This window comes from Pseudomonas sp. GL-R-26 (assembly GCF_019947365.1).
Taxonomy (GTDB): Bacteria; Pseudomonadota; Gammaproteobacteria; order Pseudomonadales; family Pseudomonadaceae; genus Aquipseudomonas.
The window spans coordinates 1-15,059 of record NZ_JAGYGI010000027.1 but is presented as its reverse complement, the minus strand read 5'-3'; the positions used below and the strand labels follow the sequence as shown (position 1 = coordinate 15,059).

The window sequence follows — 15,059 nt, the reverse complement described above, 5'->3', positions numbered from 1 at the left end:
GAGGCGCGACCTCCAAAAAATTGACTGCGCTGCAAGCCCCGGTTTTATTGGGCTTGCGCGAGGCGTAATTTTTTTGAACGACGAATTGTTACGTAAAGCACGACGGGCGCGCATTGCTACCGCGGTCACTCGGCGGCATAATGTAGCCCCTTTTTTCTGCCCCTACATGTGGAAGGTTCCCGTGACTCAGAAGCCCGACCAGTGTCTTGGTGAATGGATCGACCGTGAAGCACTCGCTGAAGCGATGATTCCGCTTATCGGTCAGCTCTACCGCAATAACAACGTGGTGAGCTCGATCTATGGCCGCAGCCTGATCAACCGTTCAGTCATTGCGATTCTCAAAGCGCACCGCTTTGCTCGTCACCGTCAGTCCGACGAAAGCGAGCTGTCCGTCCACGAAACATTCCCGCTGATCAAGGCGATGAGCGAGCTCAAGCTCGGCGCCGCTTCGGTGGACCTGGGCAAGCTGGCGGCCAAATTCAAGGCCGAAGGCAATGGCCGTACTGCCGAGCAGTTCGTCCGTGAAGAACTGGCTGACGTGGTTGGCCAGCAAAACGCATCCGCCCGCAAAGGCACCGACGTTGTCCTCTACGGCTTCGGTCGTATCGGCCGTCTGCTGGCGCGCATCCTGATCGAGAAAACCGGTGGTGGCGACGGCCTGCGTCTGCGCGCCATCGTTGTCCGCAAGGGCGCCGAGAACGACCTGGTCAAGCGTGCCAGCCTGCTGCGCCGTGACTCGGTCCATGGCCCGTTCGATGGCACCATCACCATTGATGAAGCCAACAACACCATCACCGCCAACGGCAACCTGATTCAGGTTATCTACGCCAAGAGCCCGGCCGAAGTCGACTACACCCAGTACGGCATCGAAAACGCTCTGATCGTCGACAACACCGGTGTATGGCGTGACGCTGACGGCCTGGGCCAGCACCTGGCCTGCCCGGGCGCTGCTCGCGTGATCCTCACCGCACCTGGCAAGGGCGCGCTGAAGAACATCGTGCACGGCATCAACCATGGCGAAATCACCCCTGACGACAAGATCATCTCGGCGGCTTCCTGCACCACCAACGCCATCGTGCCGGTGCTCAAGGCAGTCAACGACAAGTACGGCATCATCAACGGCCACGTCGAAACCGTTCACTCGTTCACCAACGACCAGAACCTGATCGACAACTTCCACAAGGGCAGCCGTCGTGGCCGCGCCGCGCCGTTGAACATGGTTATCACCGAGACCGGTGCCGCCACCGCAGCCGCCAAGGCGCTGCCAGTGCTCAAGGGCAAGCTGACCGGTAATGCGATTCGCGTTCCTACGCCGAACGTGTCGATGGCTATCCTGAACCTGAACCTGGAGAAGGCCACCACTCGCGAAGAGATCAACGAGTACCTGCGCCAGATGGCCATGCACTCGGACCTGCACAAGCAGATCGACTACGTGAGCTCCCAGGAAGTGGTTTCCACCGACTTCGTTGGCTCGCGCCACGCAGGCGTAGTGGACGCTGAAGCGACCATCACCCAGGATAACCGCGTTGTTCTGTACGTCTGGTACGACAACGAGTTCGGTTACAGCTGCCAGGTGGTTCGCGTGATGGAAGACATGGCCGGTGTAAACCCGCCAGCATTCCCGCGCTAAGCCTTTAGCTGTACATGAAACGCCCCGACCTTGGTCGGGGCGTTTTTGTTTGGGCTGCTTTTGTCTGTTGAGGGTTGTGTTGTTCGGCCTGGCCTCTTCGTGGGCAAGCTCGCTCCCACAGTTCTATCGCATAATGGCTGGCCTTGGCGGCGTGTCAGGGGATGTTTCGGGGAGTTCGGGAATTGTTGATCAGGTGGCAGGGGGTAGCATTTTTGTTGCTCGGCGCACTATCAGGCTGCGGCAACAGCGACACTCTGGAAAGCTTCAGCGGCCCGACCATGGGCAGCACTTACTCGATCAAGTATGTGCGCCATGCCGGCCTTCCGGCGCCGAACGAAGTCCGCGTCCAGATTGAGCAGATCCTTGCTGAAGTCGACCGGCAAATGTCGACCTACCGCAGCGACTCGGACATCGAGCGCTTCAATGCATTACCGGCCAACCGCTGTCAGGCAATGCCGGCGTCGATCCTCGAATTGGTCCGCGTGGGCGAGCAACTGTCAGTGCAAAGCGACGGTTCCTACGATCTGACGGTGGAGCCGTTGCTCAATCTCTGGGGGTTTGGTCCGCAGGCCCGTGGGGAAAAAGTCCCGACCGCCGAAGCGCTCGCCGAAGCCCGCAAGCGCGTCGGCCATGAACACTTGCGCATCGAGGGCGACCGGTTGTGCAAGGACGCCGCCGTCGAGGTCGACTTCAACAGCATCGCCGCCGGTTATGCGGTGGACACGATTGCCGCAAGACTCGAGGCGATGGGCATCCACGACTACCTCGCCGAGGCCACGGGCGAGCTCAAGGCGGCAGGCAAGAAGGCTGACGGCTCGCCATGGCGCATTGCCCTGGAAGAGCCGCGGGATGACCGGCAGGTGGCCGAGCGGGTCATTGTCGTCGACGGCTATGGCCTGTCCACTTCCGGCGACTACCGGAATTATTTCGAGCAGGACGGCCAGCGTTTTTCCCACACCTTCGATGCCCGCACCGGTGCGCCCGTCTCACATAACCTGGCATCGGTCACGGTGATTCATCCTTCCGCGTTGATGGCCGATGGCTTATCGACGCTGCTGCTGATTCTCGGCCCGGAGCGCGGTTGGGACTACGCAGAAAAACACGATATCGGCGCATTTTTTGTGATTCGTGCCGATACAGGATTCGTCACACGCAGCAGTCACGCTTTTGAACGCCTCAGTGGCAAAAAAACCGAATGATTTCGGCGATTTGAGCATTGAAAACTGGTGTTGTAGCGCAGGCAAAAGTAGCCTACGACGCGACCAAGGGTTAATGTGCGCGGCGTTGACGCTTCTATAGACTGTGTCCGGGTTCTGCACTGGCCCCAAATTGTTCCTTCATGCCACGCATTGGCGTGATTTAGCCGCAGGTGCCGAGGGTGCCGCGGCCTGTTCTGAGGAGTACGCATGGCTGTCTACAACTACGACGTGGTGGTGTTGGGTTCCGGCCCGGCGGGGGAAGGCGCGGCAATGAACGCCGCCAAGGCAGGGCGCAAGGTGGCGATGGTCGATAGCCGTCGCCAGGTCGGCGGCAACTGCACTCACTTGGGCACCATCCCGTCCAAGGCACTGCGTCACTCGGTGCGGCAGATCATGCAGTTCAACACCAACCCGATGTTCCGGGCCATTGGTGAGCCGCGCTGGTTCTCTTTCCCGGACGTGTTGAAAAGCGCCGAGAAAGTCATCGCCAAACAAGTCGCTTCGCGTACCGGTTACTACGCCCGTAACCGCGTCGACGTGTTCTTCGGCACCGGCAGCTTTGCCGACGAGCAAACCATCGAAGTGGTCTGCGCCAACGGCGTGGTCGAGAAACTGGTGGCCAAGCACATCATCATCGCCACCGGTTCGCGTCCATATCGCCCGGCGGACATCGATTTCCATCACCCGCGTATCTACGATAGCGACACCATCCTCAGCCTCGGCCACACCCCGCGTAAACTCATCGTTTACGGCGCCGGCGTGATCGGTTGCGAATACGCCTCGATCTTCAGCGGTCTGGGTGTATTGGTTGAATTGGTGGATAACCGTGGCCAGTTGCTGAGCTTCCTCGACTCGGAAATCTCCCAGGCGTTGAGCTATCACTTCAGCAACAACAACATCACGGTTCGCCATAACGAAGACTACGACCGCGTCGAAGGCGTGGACAATGGCGTGATCCTGCACCTCAAGTCCGGCAAGAAGATCAAGGCCGACGCCTTGCTCTGGTGCAACGGCCGTACCGGCAACACCGATCAGCTGGGTCTGGAGAATATCGGCGTGAAGGTCAACAGCCGTGGCCAGATCGAAGTCGACGAGGCGTACCGCACCTGCGTGCCGAACATCTACGGCGCCGGTGACGTGATCGGCTGGCCGAGCCTGGCCAGTGCTGCCCACGACCAGGGCCGTTCGGCTGCTGGCAGCATCGTCGATAACGGTAGCTGGCGCTTTGTGAATGACGTGCCGACCGGCATCTACACCATTCCGGAGATCAGCTCGATCGGCAAGAACGAGCAGGAACTGACCCAGGCCAAAGTGCCGTACGAAGTGGGCAAGGCCTTCTTCAAGAGCATGGCGCGGGCGCAGATCGCCGGCGAGCCGCAAGGCATGCTGAAGATCCTGTTCCACCGTGAAACCCTGGAAGTACTGGGCGTTCACTGCTTCGGCTATCAGGCGTCGGAGATCGTGCACATCGGTCAGGCAATCATGAGCCAGCCGGGCGAACAGAACACGTTGAAGTACTTCGTCAACACCACGTTCAACTACCCGACCATGGCCGAAGCCTATCGGGTAGCCGCGTACGACGGCCTCAACCGGCTTTTTTGACGGGCTCCGGCCGGTGGCCTGAGCCGGCCGGGGAGACCGATTTCAGCAATTCTCGAGCGTGGCGGTGGCCAAACCGGGAAAGTCTGTAATCAGGCTGTCAACGCCGAAGTCGGCGAGTCTGCGCATCAGCGCGGGCTCGTTGACGGTCCACACCGACACATGCAGCCCCTGACGCTGCGCCCGTTGCAGGCGTTCCGGCGTGCACAGGGTCCAGTTCAGCGCCAGAATCTCACAGCCATAGCTGGCCGCGACCTTCAGCGGGTCGAGCCAGGCGTACTCGGCCACCATCCCGCGGGACACGTCCGGCACCAACTCCAACGCAGCCTTGAGCACTTCACGGGAACTCGAGGTGATGGTCACCTTGTCCATCAGGCCATGACGCTGCACCATTTCGCGAATCGCCAGTACGGTGGTCGCGGCCCGCATCCTTGATGCGCTTTTGACTTCCAGCTGCCAGTGATCGAAGTCGCATTTCTCGAACAGTTCTTCCAGCGTCGGAATCGGGCACGGCTTGATCCAGCCCGGGCCACCCTGGCGTGCGTCATATGTCACAAGCTCGGCCGCCGTGTGTTCGACGACCTTGCCGCGACGGTCGGTGGTGCGCTTGAGGGTCGGGTCGTGGATGACCATCAACTCGCCGTCTATGGACAGGTGCAGGTCCAGTTCGCAGCGACGCACGCCGTGCTTGAGACATTCCTGAAAGCTGGTCAGGGTGTTTTCCGGTGCTTCGCCCTTGGCGCCGCGATGGCCGTAGATGAGGGTCACGGTTCTTCCTTAATTTAATTGCCTGATTCAAGTTGGTCGCGGGCCAGGCGTCGTTCCTGGGCCTGCTTTTGCAAGATGTGGCGGGCCAGCAGTTGGCGCTGGGCGTCGGTCAGGTGTTCGAACTCGGTGCCGACGTCATAGCCATCGCCCTTGCGGTCGCAATGGGTGACGCGGGCGCGCAGCAGCAGGCCCAGGGCTTGCGGCATCAGCACCAGCTTGACCGACAGGCGTGCGCCGGCGGCAAGGGGCGAAGGATGCTGAAAGTCGATGCCGCCTTCGGAGATGATCACCGGCTGCGGTTCGCCGATCTGCCCGAGCACGGTGATGGCGATCACCTGGCTCAGCAAATCGATGCGTTTGTTCTGGGATTTGAGGAAGGCGGCGGTCGTGCGGTCGCGTTCGCTGATCTGGCGCAACAGGTGTTGCGACTCGAATTCGCTCAGGTGCAGTTCGCTGAGCAAGTTGAAGAGTGGGGAAGCATCCTGCAACACTTCATGGCCTGCGGCTTCAGTAGCGGACAGGGGCCGAATTTCCAGTGCGATCGTATCCTCGATACGGTAGTATTCGCGGCGATCTTCTTCATCTAATGTCGACATGGCGAACCCATGGTAGCGGCGGTGGTCTGAGTGTAAAGCTGGTTATCGACCCCCGCCACAAGGACGTTCCTTTTCCCTCCGAACAAGCCCCGACATGTTCAGACCTCTCTTCGTATTTATCGGCACGCGTTACACCCGTGCAAAGCGTCGCAATCATTTTGTGTCATTCATTTCCCTGACTTCGATGATCGGGCTCGCCCTTGGCGTGGTCGTGATGATCGTGGTGCTGTCGGTGATGAACGGCTTCGATCATGAGATGCGCACCCGCGTGCTGGGCATGGTGCCCCACGCGACCATCGAGTCCGGCGAGCCGATCAGCGATTGGCAAAGCCTGGCCGCGAAGGTCAAGCAGAACCCGCAGGTGACGGCCGTGGCTCCGTTTACGCAAATGCAGGGTTTGCTGACCAACAACGGCAAGGTCTCGAAAGTCCTGCTCAATGCCATCGACCCGGTGCAAGAGCGTCAGGTGTCGATCATCGATCACTTCATGACCCAGGGAAAACTCGACGACCTGGTGCCGGGTGAGTTCGGCATCGTCATCGGCGACAAGGCCGCGACCAAGCTCGGTGCAGCCATCGGTGACAAGCTGACCTTCGTCGCGCCGGAAGTCACCGTGACCCCGGCCGGGATGTTCCCGCGCATGAAGCGCTTTACCGTGGTCGGCATCTTCCATGTCGGCGCCGGTGAGCTCGATGGCTATCTTGGCGTCACCAACCTGCAGGATCTGGCCCGGCTGCACCGCTGGAAACCGGATCAGGTCCAGGGCCTGCGCCTGAAGTTCGACGATCTGTTCCAGGCACCGCGCACCGCGTGGAGCATCGCCCGCGATCTCGGCGAAGACCGCTTCTACGCCCGCGACTGGACCCGCACCCACGGCAACCTGTACCAGGCGATCCGCATGGAAAAAGCCATGATCGGCCTGTTGCTGCTGCTGATCGTTGCCGTTGCTGCCTTCAACATCATTTCTACGCTGGTGATGGTAGTGAACGACAAGAAGGGCGACATCGCGATCCTGCGCACATTGGGCGCCACGCCGGGCACGATCATGCGCACGTTCATGGTGCAAGGCACCGTGATTGGCGTGGTCGGCACGGCCATTGGCGCCGTGGTCGGGATCTTCGCCGCGCTGAACGTCAGCGCCGCGATCTCGGCCCTCGAAGGCCTGATTGGGCACAAGTTCCTCAACGCCGACGTGTACTTCATCGATTACCTGCCGTCGCAGGTGCAGAGCCAGGACGTGGTGATGGTCTGTTCTGCGGCGTTGGTCCTGAGTTTCCTCGCCACCCTGTATCCAGCCTGGCGTGCCGCGCGCACCCAGCCTGCGGAGGCGCTACGTTATGAGTGAGTCGGGCATGAGTGATAAAGCAATCTTGAGCTGCCGCAGCCTGGGCAAGTCCTACGAGGAAGGCCCGGAATCGGTGGAAGTGTTGGCCGGCCTGCAACTGGAGTTGCACCCTGGAGAGCGTGTAGCGATTGTCGGCAAGTCGGGCTCGGGCAAAAGTACCTTGCTCAACCTGCTGGGCGGCCTCGATACACCGACCAAGGGCAGCGTCTGGCTCGACGGTGAAGAGCTGTCGGCGCTGAGCGAGAAGAAACGCGGCCTGCTGCGTAATCGCGCCCTCGGCTTCGTGTACCAGTTCCACCACTTGCTGCCGGAATTCACCGCCCTGGAAAACGTCTGCATGCCGCTGCTGATCGGCAAGACCGCGATCCCCGAAGCGCGCCAGCGTGCCACGGCGTTGCTGGAGCGGGTAGGGCTGGGCCATCGCCTGGAGCACAAGCCGGCCGAACTGTCCGGTGGTGAGCGTCAGCGCGTGGCCATCGCCCGCGCTCTGGTGAACAATCCTGGCCTGGTGATGCTCGACGAGCCGACCGGCAACCTCGATTCCCACACCGCCCAGGGGATCCAGGACTTGATGCTGGAGCTCAGCACCTCGATGCGCACGGCGTTCCTGGTGGTGACCCACGACATGAACCTGGCCCGCCAGATGGATCGCGTCCTGCATTTGCAGGAAGGTTGCCTCACTCCTATCTGATTGGCTGAAACCCGATGCCTGAAAAGGCGTCGGGTCTTTTATTTCCATACGGTGCCCCAGCGAATGTTCAGACCGTTATCGATCTTTATCGGCACGCGCTATACCCGCGCCAAGCGCCGCAATCGCTTTGTTTCCTTCATCTCGATGACCTCGATGATCGGTCTCGCCCTCGGCGTACTGGCGATGATCGTGGTGCTGTCGGTGATGAACGGCTTCCAGCGCGAAATGAGCTCGCGCATCCTCGGCATGGTGCCCCACGCCACCATCGTCGGCGTCAATCCGATTGATGACTGGAAGCCCGTGGCAGCGGCCGCGATGAAAAACCCGGAAGTGACGGCGGCGGTGCCGTTCACCGAGATGGAGGGCATGCTGTCCTACAAGGGCACGATGCAGCCGATCCAGGTCAGTGGTGTCGACCCGGCGCTTGAAGGCCAGGTGTCGATCGTCGCCAAGCACATCGTTCAGGGGAGCCTCGAAGCCCTGAAACCGGGCGAGTTCGGCGTGGTGATTGGTGAGATCACGGCGCGCCGCTTCCGCTTGAACGTCGGTGACAAGATCACCCTGATCGTGCCGGAAGTCAGCAATGCGCCGGGCGGCATCACCCCGCGCATGCAGCGACTGAATGTGGTCGGCGTGTTCAAGGTGGGCGCCGAACTGGATGGCACCATGGCGCTGATCCACATGGCCGATGCCGCGCAAATGCAGCACTGGGAGCCGAATCAGGTGCAGAGCGTGCGCCTGGCGGTGAAGGATCTGTATGCCGCGCCGCAAGTGTCGAGCGACATCGCCACGGGGCTGGGCGACGCCTACAAGGCTGACGACTGGACCCACACCCAGGGCAGCCTGTTCAGCGCGATGAAGATGGAAAAAACCATGATCGGCCTGCTATTGCTGATGATCGTCGCGGTGGCGGCGTTCAACATCATCGCGACCCTGATCATGGTGGTGAACGACAAGGGCGCGGATATCGCGATCCTGCGCACCATCGGCGCCACGCCACGGCAGATCATGGCGATCTTCGTGGTGCAGGGCACGGTGATCGGCATCGTCGGCACCCTGATTGGTGGTGTGTTGGGCGTGATTGCCGCGCTGAACGTCAGCCAGATCGTAGGCTGGATCGAGCGAGTCAGCGGGCAGCACATCTTCAGTTCCGACGTGTATTTCGTCAGCAACCTGCCATCTGAACTGCAAGGCGCGGATGTGGCGTTGATCTGCACGGCGGGCTTCGTCATGAGCTTTCTGGCCACGGTTTACCCGGCTTGGCGGGCGGCGAAGATCGAGCCGGCTCATGCGTTGAGATATTCGTAACCAGTAACACCGTCATCGCGAGCAAGCTCGCTCCCACAGGGATCTGCGTCGTACACAGATTATGTGAGCGCCACAAGACACTGTGGGAGCGGGCTTGCCCGCGATGAGGCCGCAACTGCCGGCCTCAATCCCCCCTTGGCAACTCGATCACAAACCGCGTCCACCCATTCTCCGATTCGCAACGAATCTGCCCGCCATGAGCGCGGATGATCGAATGGGTGATCGCCAGTCCCAGTCCCGCATGTTCGCTACTGCCTTCACGACGCGCAGGGTCGGCCCGGTAAAAGCGGTCAAACAGGCGCGGCAATAGATCTTCGGGAATCTGTTGGCCCGTATTTTCAACGGTCAGGCGCAACTCTTTTGGTTGATCGACGATTCGCACCAGAACCTCACCATCGGCCGGCGTGAACCGCAGTGCGTTGTCCAGCAGGTTCGACAGCGCCCGCCGCAACATGCTGCGGTCACCTTCGATGCGGGCATTGCCGTCACGACTCAGTTTTACCTGCGCGTCTTCGGCCAATGGCGCAAAGAACTCCAGCAGCAGATCAGCTTCCTCCGCCAGTTCCAGTGGCTCGCATTTGGGCATTAACAAGCCGTGATCGGCTTTCGCCAGATAGAGCATGTCATTGACCAATTGCGCCATCCATTGCAGCTCTTCGAGGTTGCTGTGCAGGGCTTCGCGGTAGTCCTCGATGGGGCGAGGGCGGGTGAGGGTGACCTGGGTGTGGGTCAGCAGGTTCGACAGTGGCGTGCGCAGTTCATGGGCGATGTCGGCGGAGAATGCGGACAGGCGCTGAAAAGAGTCGTCGAGGCGTCCGAGCATGGCGTTGAAGTTGTGGGCCATTTCCGCCAGTTCCGGCGGCATATTTTCTTCAGGCAGCCGCGAGTTCAGCGATTGCGCGGAAACACCACTGGCCACCGCGCTTATCCGCCGCAACGGGCGCAAGCTGCTGCGTGCCGCCCAGGCGCCCAGCAGTGCGGTGGCCAGGGCTGACAGGCCGACGGTCAGCCAGATCAAATGCTGCATGCGTTGCAGGAAGTGCTGGTGGTGGGTGATGTCCAACAGCAGGGTCAGTTGAGGTGACTCGGGTTTGTCCGCGAAAAGCGGCGCATTCAGCACCCGGTAATCCATGCCTTCATGGCTCACCGTCGACAATCCGGGCTGGCGCGGCAATGCCTGGGGAAGGTTGGTCGAGCTGTCATACCAGCGCTGGCCGTCGCTGCCGGTGATTCGCAGGGACAGGTCAGCCTGCCGGCTCAACTCCTCGGCCAGTTTCACCTCGCTGTCACTCGACTGAAGGTCGTGCAGGGCCCGACGCAAGCCAATCAGCTTGCCGTCCAGCAGTTGCTGGTCGAGCTCAACGAAGTGCGCCTCGCTGGCGCGGCTGAACAGCACTCCGGCGAGCAACGACACCACGGCGGTGCAGGCCGCAAACAGCAGCGCCAGGCGGCTGCTCAGGGAGAGACGACGCATCAGGCGGGGCGCTCTTCAAGGACGTAGCCCATGCCGCGCACTGTGTGAATCAGCTTGTTGGGGAATTCATCGTCGATCTTCAGGCGCAGGCGACGGATCGCCACCTCGATGACATTGGTGTCGCTGTCGAAATTCATGTCCCAGACCTGGGACGCAATCAGCGACTTGGGCAGGACTTCGCCCTGGCGGCGCAGGAGCATTTCCAGCAGGGCGAACTCCTTGGCGGTCAGGTCGATACGCTGGCCGCTGCGTTCGACCCGGCGCCGGATCAGGTCCAGGCGCAAATCGGCCAGTTGCAGGCTGGTTTCCTGAGGCGTGGCGCTGCCGCGACGCAACAGGCTACGGACTCGGGCCAGCAGTTCGGAGAAGGCAAACGGCTTGACCAGATAGTCATCGGCGCCCAGTTCGAGGCCGTGAACCCTGTCCTCCACGGCGTCACGGGCGGTCAGGAAAAGTACCGGCGTGTCCAGGCCGGCGCTGCGCACCGCTTGCAGAATCTGCCAGCCATCACGACCCGGCAGCATCACATCGAGAATCAGCAGGGCATATTCGCCGCTGAGGGCCAATTGCTGGCCGGTGGTGCCGTCGGCCACCAGTTCCGTGTTGAACCCGGCCTCGGCCAGGCCCTGGCGCAGGTAATGGCCGGTTTTCGGTTGGTCTTCGACGATCAGCAGTTTCATGGGCGACTCTTGGCAAGTGGAACGAACGCTTTATACCGTGGGAAGCATTGGCACAGGGCAACCTGACAAAGTTGTAATCTGGCTGTCAGGTTACAGGCAGTGGCAGCAGTTTAGAGTTTTGCCCATGCTGAGCCTTATCTTGTTGGAGTATGACGATGTTTTTACGCAAATCCGTGGCGCAAATCCTGTGTTTGCTGGCGCTGAGTTCGCCGGTGTGGGCCGACGCCGGGCATACCTATGATTTCGGTCAACCGGCCCCGGCGGCCAAGGCGACCCGCAGCATTGAGGTAGTGATGGGTGACATGTCCTTCACGCCGCAGGCCATCGACATCAAGGCCGGGGAAACCGTGCGCTTCGTGTTGGTCAATAAAGGCCAGTTGCTGCATGAGCTCAACCTGGGGGATGCGGCGATGCACGCCAAACACCAGCAGGAAATGTTGCAGATGCAACAGAGCGGCATACTGACGCCGACCGGCATGAAGGCTATGGACCACGGCAACATGGCCGGCATGGATCACAGCAAAATGGACCACGGCATGAAGCATGACGATCCCAACAGCGTGCTGGTTGAGCCAGGCAAGACCGGCGAACTGACCTGGACCTTCAGCAAGGCCACCAGCCTTGAGTTTGCCTGCAATATCCCCGGTCATTACCAGGCCGGCATGGTCGGCAAACTGACTGTCAGTCAGTAAGCACTCAAAGGCGGGAGCAAAGGCTGATAGAATCCGCTGATTCTTCAGTCAGGTTTCCGCCATGCATCCCGCAGCCGAACATTCGCCGCTGGGCAAGTCCAGCGAATACATCGCCACCTACACGCCGTCCTTGCTGTTCCCGATCCCGCGCACCGCGAAGTGGGCGGAACTGGGCCTGACGGCGCAAACCCTGCCGTACAAAGGCGTGGACTTCTGGAACTGCTTCGAGCTGTCCTGGCTGCTGCCGTCGGGCAAGCCGGTGGTGGCGATCGGCGAATTCAGCATTCCGGCGGATTCGCCGAACATCATCGAGTCGAAGTCGTTCAAGCTGTACCTCAACTCCCTGAACCAGACGCCGTTTGCCGATACCGCGAGCCTTGAGGCGACGCTGGCCAAGGACTTGTCGGCGGCTGCCGGCAAGCCGGTGGGTGTGCGCATTCGCAGTCTCAAGGATGTCGAGAGCGAAGGTGTCGTGGCCTTGCCGGGTGTGTGCATCGATGAGCTGGATATCAGTGTCAGCAACTACGAGCATCCACGGCCGGAACTGCTGCGTTGCGATGATTCGCGCATTGTCGAGGAGAGCGTGCACAGCCATTTGCTCAAGTCCAACTGCCCGGTCACCAGCCAGCCGGACTGGGGCAGCGTGGCGGTGGAGTACCGTGGCGCGGCGCTGGATCACGCGAGCCTGCTCGAGTACATCGTCAGCTTCCGCCAGCACTCGGACTTCCATGAGCAGTGTGTAGAGCGGATTTTCCTTGACCTGCAGCGGTTGCTGAAGCCGGAGAAACTGACGGTGTATGCGCGCTACGTGCGTCGTGGCGGGCTGGATATCAACCCGTACCGCAGCACTGAAGAGGTGCAGCTGCCGAACCATCGCCTGGTCCGTCAATAAAGATCCAATGATGTAGGAGCGAGCTTGCTCGCTCCTACAAAGGCATTGTTGGGTTCAGATCCCCATGTTGGCCAAGGCCTGCCCGATGTTGCGCAGGGTGCCGGCAAGGGTAGGGTGTTCGAGTTCGAAGCGTTCCACGGCCAGGTTGACGCCATCGGCGAGGCTGGAATCCTGGGTTTTGGTTTCGAGCTCAAGCTTCAACTCGATCTGTTGCATCAGTTCGTGCAGCTCGGCGCGTTCGGCTTCAGACAATGGAGGATTCTGTTCCAATTGCTCGCGCAGGGCATTGAGCTGTTCTTGCAGTTCGCGGGCAGGCATGGCGTTCTTCCTTCTTTGATCGATAGGCACTGGCATAGACCATGGCGGCAGGCCAAAGGTCGATGGCTGACCTTTAGATTAATCCACTCGCGCCCAACGTGCATGATCTCGATCAGGGCTTTTCGCCCTTGAGCCGACGCAAGCTGATATCCGCCAGGCAGGTGTCGAGTTCACCGAGGTGATCGATTACCGAATGCACGCCCAGACCGAACAGTTGCATGGTCGCCTTGCCACGTTTGATGTCGCGCTCCTGCGGGGTCAAGGCTTGCCATTGCTCGGGTGCCAGGCCGCACAGCGAGCCGCAGGACGCCAGGCCGATGGTCCACAACCCGGCATTGAGCCCAGCCTGCAGCAAGCGGGGTTCGCCGCTCACCAGCACGCAGCCGTCGAGTCGCTCGACGTTCAGGGTCATCAAGGCTTGCCAGCAGGCATTCGGGGCGGGCCATGGGATGTTTGTTGCTGGATGTTGCGAAGGTTTGATCCATTCCGGCAATGCCGCGGCCAGGGACTGGCTGAGGGCAGGGGGCAGTTCATCGAGCCAGGCGCAGGGGATTTTCTGGTGCTGCAAGCTGCGCAGGCTATCCAGTGCGCCGGGTGTGGCCTCGGCGTGTTCGGCCGAGTGGCTACCGTGCCGGTGCGTGTGCGCGCCGAAATCCACCAGGCAGCCACTGAGGCCGAACAGTACGGCGGTCAGGCTGGGTGCGGTTTGGGGCAAGGCTTCGGCGAGCGGCATGTGGACGTCCCTGAAATAACCTGAAGGCTAGCGGGCGACGGTGACAGTTGAATGACATGGATGTGAATCGCTCACATTTGGCACCATTCCTTCGGTGTGGATTTCGTGCAAAGTGCCTTAAACGGCGTTTACGTCTTATACTTGCCAACTTATTGCCCGGGCCAGGCGCCCGAGCCAGTACAAACCAAGGAGTTTTTTTCTATGCGCTGGAGCAATCATCTAGCCAGGATTTGTGTATGCGCCAGTGCGATGCTGGTTCCGTTCGTTGCCCAGGCAGCCACGGAAGATGATCCTTGGGAAAGCGTCAACCGTCCGATTTACAAGTTCAACGACGTGATCGACACCTACGCGCTCAAACCCCTGGCCCAGGGCTACCAGTACGTGACGCCGCAGTTTGTCGAAGACGGTGTTCACAACTTCTTCCGCAACATCGGCGATGTGCGCAACCTGGCCAACGATATCCTGCAGGCCAAGCCTCGCGCCGCAGGCGTTGACACCGCACGAATCATTTTCAACACCACCTTCGGCTTGCTGGGCGTCATCGATGTCGGCACCAAAATGGGCCTGCAGCGCAATGACGAAGACTTCGGCCAGACGCTGGGTTACTGGGGGGTCGGCAGCGGCCCTTACGTGATGCTGCCATTCCTGGGGCCAAGCACCTTGCGTGATGCGCCGTCCAAGTACGTCGACAGCTACACCGGCGCTTATCGTTACGTAAACGACATTCCGGTGCGTAACTCGTTCTTCGCGCTGGACGTCGTCGATACCCGTGCCAACCTGTTGTCGAGCGAGAAGCTGATCACCGGCGACAAGTACACCTTCATCCGTAATGCGTACTTGCAGAACCGTGAATTCAAGGTGAAAGACGGTCAGGTCGAAGACGATTTCTGATCTTGACCGGTAAACTGAAAAAGGCGGCCATCAATGGTAATGCCGATCAGTTAAGCCTCATTGCTTGACCTTTGGCCGCAAGAAATCAAAATCCGATGCCTGAATAGGCATCGGATTTTTTTATGCGTCTGGCTCGGGCACTGGAACTGACCCACAACTTCGTCTCGACTCCCAATTCCCTCGAGGGATTGGACTCGTTGCTTGATCCATCGCTGGTCGAACAGGCCTTGGAACAAGCCGGTG

General features: G+C 60.5%; 15 protein-coding genes. 9 read left to right on the top strand and 6 right to left on the bottom strand.

Annotated features, from left to right (window positions below):
* Positions 1–166 precede the first annotated feature (166 nt).
* The 3 genes from KGA96_RS23415 (at position 167) to sthA (ending at position 4,431) form a co-directional block, all read left to right on the top strand.
* Complete coding sequence (locus KGA96_RS23415) at positions 167–1,630, top strand: glyceraldehyde-3-phosphate dehydrogenase (RefSeq protein WP_046041409.1); 1,464 nt, start codon at positions 167–169, stop codon at positions 1,628–1,630.
* A 182-nt stretch (positions 1,631–1,812) separates the two neighbouring features.
* Positions 1,813–2,829 (top strand): FAD:protein FMN transferase, encoded by a 1,017-nt coding sequence (locus KGA96_RS23410; RefSeq protein ID WP_223465731.1) that lies wholly within the window; start codon positions 1,813–1,815, stop codon positions 2,827–2,829.
* Positions 2,830–3,036: 207 nt separating this feature from the next.
* Complete coding sequence (sthA, locus tag KGA96_RS23405; protein ID WP_223465729.1) at positions 3,037–4,431, top strand: Si-specific NAD(P)(+) transhydrogenase; 1,395 nt, start codon at positions 3,037–3,039, stop codon at positions 4,429–4,431.
* Between the two features lie 42 nt (positions 4,432–4,473).
* Here sthA and KGA96_RS23400 read toward each other — a convergent pair whose 3' ends face one another.
* Together KGA96_RS23400 and KGA96_RS23395 are read right to left on the bottom strand one after the other, a co-directional pair.
* Entirely contained in the window at positions 4,474–5,196 is a 723-nt protein-coding gene (locus KGA96_RS23400) for a glycerophosphodiester phosphodiesterase (RefSeq protein WP_223465727.1), read from the bottom strand.
* Positions 5,197–5,210: 14 nt separating this feature from the next.
* On the bottom strand, positions 5,211–5,792 hold the full coding sequence (locus KGA96_RS23395) for a PilZ domain-containing protein (protein WP_046041414.1): 582 nt from the start codon (positions 5,790–5,792) through the stop codon (positions 5,211–5,213).
* Positions 5,793–5,886: 94 nt separating this feature from the next.
* Between KGA96_RS23395 and KGA96_RS23390 the strand changes: the two genes are divergently transcribed.
* The 3 genes from KGA96_RS23390 to KGA96_RS23380 all read left to right on the top strand — a co-directional run bounded on the left by KGA96_RS23390 (position 5,887) and on the right by KGA96_RS23380 (position 9,136).
* Positions 5,887–7,137 carry a lipoprotein-releasing ABC transporter permease subunit gene (locus tag KGA96_RS23390; protein WP_046041416.1) on the top strand — a complete coding sequence of 417 codons (1,251 nt, stop codon included), beginning with the start codon at positions 5,887–5,889 and terminating at the stop codon, positions 7,135–7,137.
* A gap of 7 nt (positions 7,138–7,144) precedes the next feature.
* Positions 7,145–7,828: a lipoprotein-releasing ABC transporter ATP-binding protein LolD gene (gene lolD, locus KGA96_RS23385; RefSeq protein WP_173677889.1), complete on the top strand. Its 684-nt coding sequence runs from the start codon at positions 7,145–7,147 to the stop codon at positions 7,826–7,828.
* 63 nt (positions 7,829–7,891) lie between these two features.
* Positions 7,892–9,136: a lipoprotein-releasing ABC transporter permease subunit gene (locus tag KGA96_RS23380; RefSeq protein WP_046041417.1), complete on the top strand. Its 1,245-nt coding sequence runs from the start codon at positions 7,892–7,894 to the stop codon at positions 9,134–9,136.
* Between the two features lie 124 nt (positions 9,137–9,260).
* Here the strand turns inward: KGA96_RS23380 and KGA96_RS23375 are convergent, their stop codons facing one another.
* Together KGA96_RS23375 and KGA96_RS23370 are read right to left on the bottom strand one after the other, a co-directional pair.
* Positions 9,261–10,610 (bottom strand): heavy metal sensor histidine kinase, encoded by a 1,350-nt coding sequence (locus tag KGA96_RS23375; protein WP_223515118.1) that lies wholly within the window; start codon positions 10,608–10,610, stop codon positions 9,261–9,263.
* Positions 10,610–11,290 carry a heavy metal response regulator transcription factor gene (locus tag KGA96_RS23370; protein WP_008053332.1) on the bottom strand — a complete coding sequence of 227 codons (681 nt, stop codon included), beginning with the start codon at positions 11,288–11,290 and terminating at the stop codon, positions 10,610–10,612. Before KGA96_RS23370 ends, KGA96_RS23375 begins: the two co-directional genes overlap by 1 nt.
* A gap of 155 nt (positions 11,291–11,445) precedes the next feature.
* On the opposite strand from KGA96_RS23370, the gene KGA96_RS23365 reads away from it, so the two are divergent.
* The gene (locus KGA96_RS23365) at positions 11,446–11,982 is read left to right on the top strand and encodes a plastocyanin/azurin family copper-binding protein (RefSeq protein ID WP_223515115.1); all 537 of its coding nucleotides are present in this window, start codon (positions 11,446–11,448) and stop codon (positions 11,980–11,982) included.
* Positions 11,983–12,043: 61 nt separating this feature from the next.
* A complete protein-coding gene (gene queF, locus KGA96_RS23360; protein WP_150717086.1) occupies positions 12,044–12,874 on the top strand; it encodes an NADPH-dependent 7-cyano-7-deazaguanine reductase QueF in 831 nt (276 codons plus the stop codon).
* Positions 12,875–12,928: 54 nt separating this feature from the next.
* Here the strand turns inward: queF and KGA96_RS23355 are convergent, their stop codons facing one another.
* Both KGA96_RS23355 and KGA96_RS23350 read right to left on the bottom strand, forming a co-directional pair.
* Positions 12,929–13,192 carry a DUF4404 family protein gene (locus KGA96_RS23355; protein ID WP_008053327.1) on the bottom strand — a complete coding sequence of 88 codons (264 nt, stop codon included), beginning with the start codon at positions 13,190–13,192 and terminating at the stop codon, positions 12,929–12,931.
* Between the two features lie 112 nt (positions 13,193–13,304).
* The gene (locus KGA96_RS23350) at positions 13,305–13,925 is read right to left on the bottom strand and encodes an HAD family phosphatase (protein WP_223515113.1); all 621 of its coding nucleotides are present in this window, start codon (positions 13,923–13,925) and stop codon (positions 13,305–13,307) included.
* A gap of 201 nt (positions 13,926–14,126) precedes the next feature.
* On the opposite strand from KGA96_RS23350, the gene KGA96_RS23345 reads away from it, so the two are divergent.
* Entirely contained in the window at positions 14,127–14,816 is a 690-nt protein-coding gene (locus KGA96_RS23345) for a VacJ family lipoprotein (RefSeq protein ID WP_046041426.1), read from the top strand.
* Positions 14,817–15,059 lie beyond the last annotated feature (243 nt).

Coding starts and splice junctions, on each gene's coding strand:
- KGA96_RS23350 (WP_223515113.1), bottom strand. CDS start 13,925: ATGCCGCTCGCCGAAGCCTTGCCCCAAACCGCACCCAGCCTGACCGCC.
- KGA96_RS23370 (WP_008053332.1), bottom strand. CDS start 11,290: ATGAAACTGCTGATCGTCGAAGACCAACCGAAAACCGGCCATTACCTG.
- KGA96_RS23415 (WP_046041409.1), top strand. CDS start 167: ATGTGGAAGGTTCCCGTGACTCAGAAGCCCGACCAGTGTCTTGGTGAA.
- KGA96_RS23355 (WP_008053327.1), bottom strand. CDS start 13,192: ATGCCTGCCCGCGAACTGCAAGAACAGCTCAATGCCCTGCGCGAGCAA.
- KGA96_RS23390 (WP_046041416.1), top strand. CDS start 5,887: ATGTTCAGACCTCTCTTCGTATTTATCGGCACGCGTTACACCCGTGCA.
- KGA96_RS23365 (WP_223515115.1), top strand. CDS start 11,446: ATGTTTTTACGCAAATCCGTGGCGCAAATCCTGTGTTTGCTGGCGCTG.
- queF (WP_150717086.1), top strand. CDS start 12,044: ATGCATCCCGCAGCCGAACATTCGCCGCTGGGCAAGTCCAGCGAATAC.
- KGA96_RS23395 (WP_046041414.1), bottom strand. CDS start 5,792: ATGTCGACATTAGATGAAGAAGATCGCCGCGAATACTACCGTATCGAG.
- lolD (WP_173677889.1), top strand. CDS start 7,145: ATGAGTGATAAAGCAATCTTGAGCTGCCGCAGCCTGGGCAAGTCCTAC.
- KGA96_RS23345 (WP_046041426.1), top strand. CDS start 14,127: ATGCGCTGGAGCAATCATCTAGCCAGGATTTGTGTATGCGCCAGTGCG.
- sthA (WP_223465729.1), top strand. CDS start 3,037: ATGGCTGTCTACAACTACGACGTGGTGGTGTTGGGTTCCGGCCCGGCG.
- KGA96_RS23380 (WP_046041417.1), top strand. CDS start 7,892: ATGTTCAGACCGTTATCGATCTTTATCGGCACGCGCTATACCCGCGCC.
- KGA96_RS23375 (WP_223515118.1), bottom strand. CDS start 10,610: ATGCGTCGTCTCTCCCTGAGCAGCCGCCTGGCGCTGCTGTTTGCGGCC.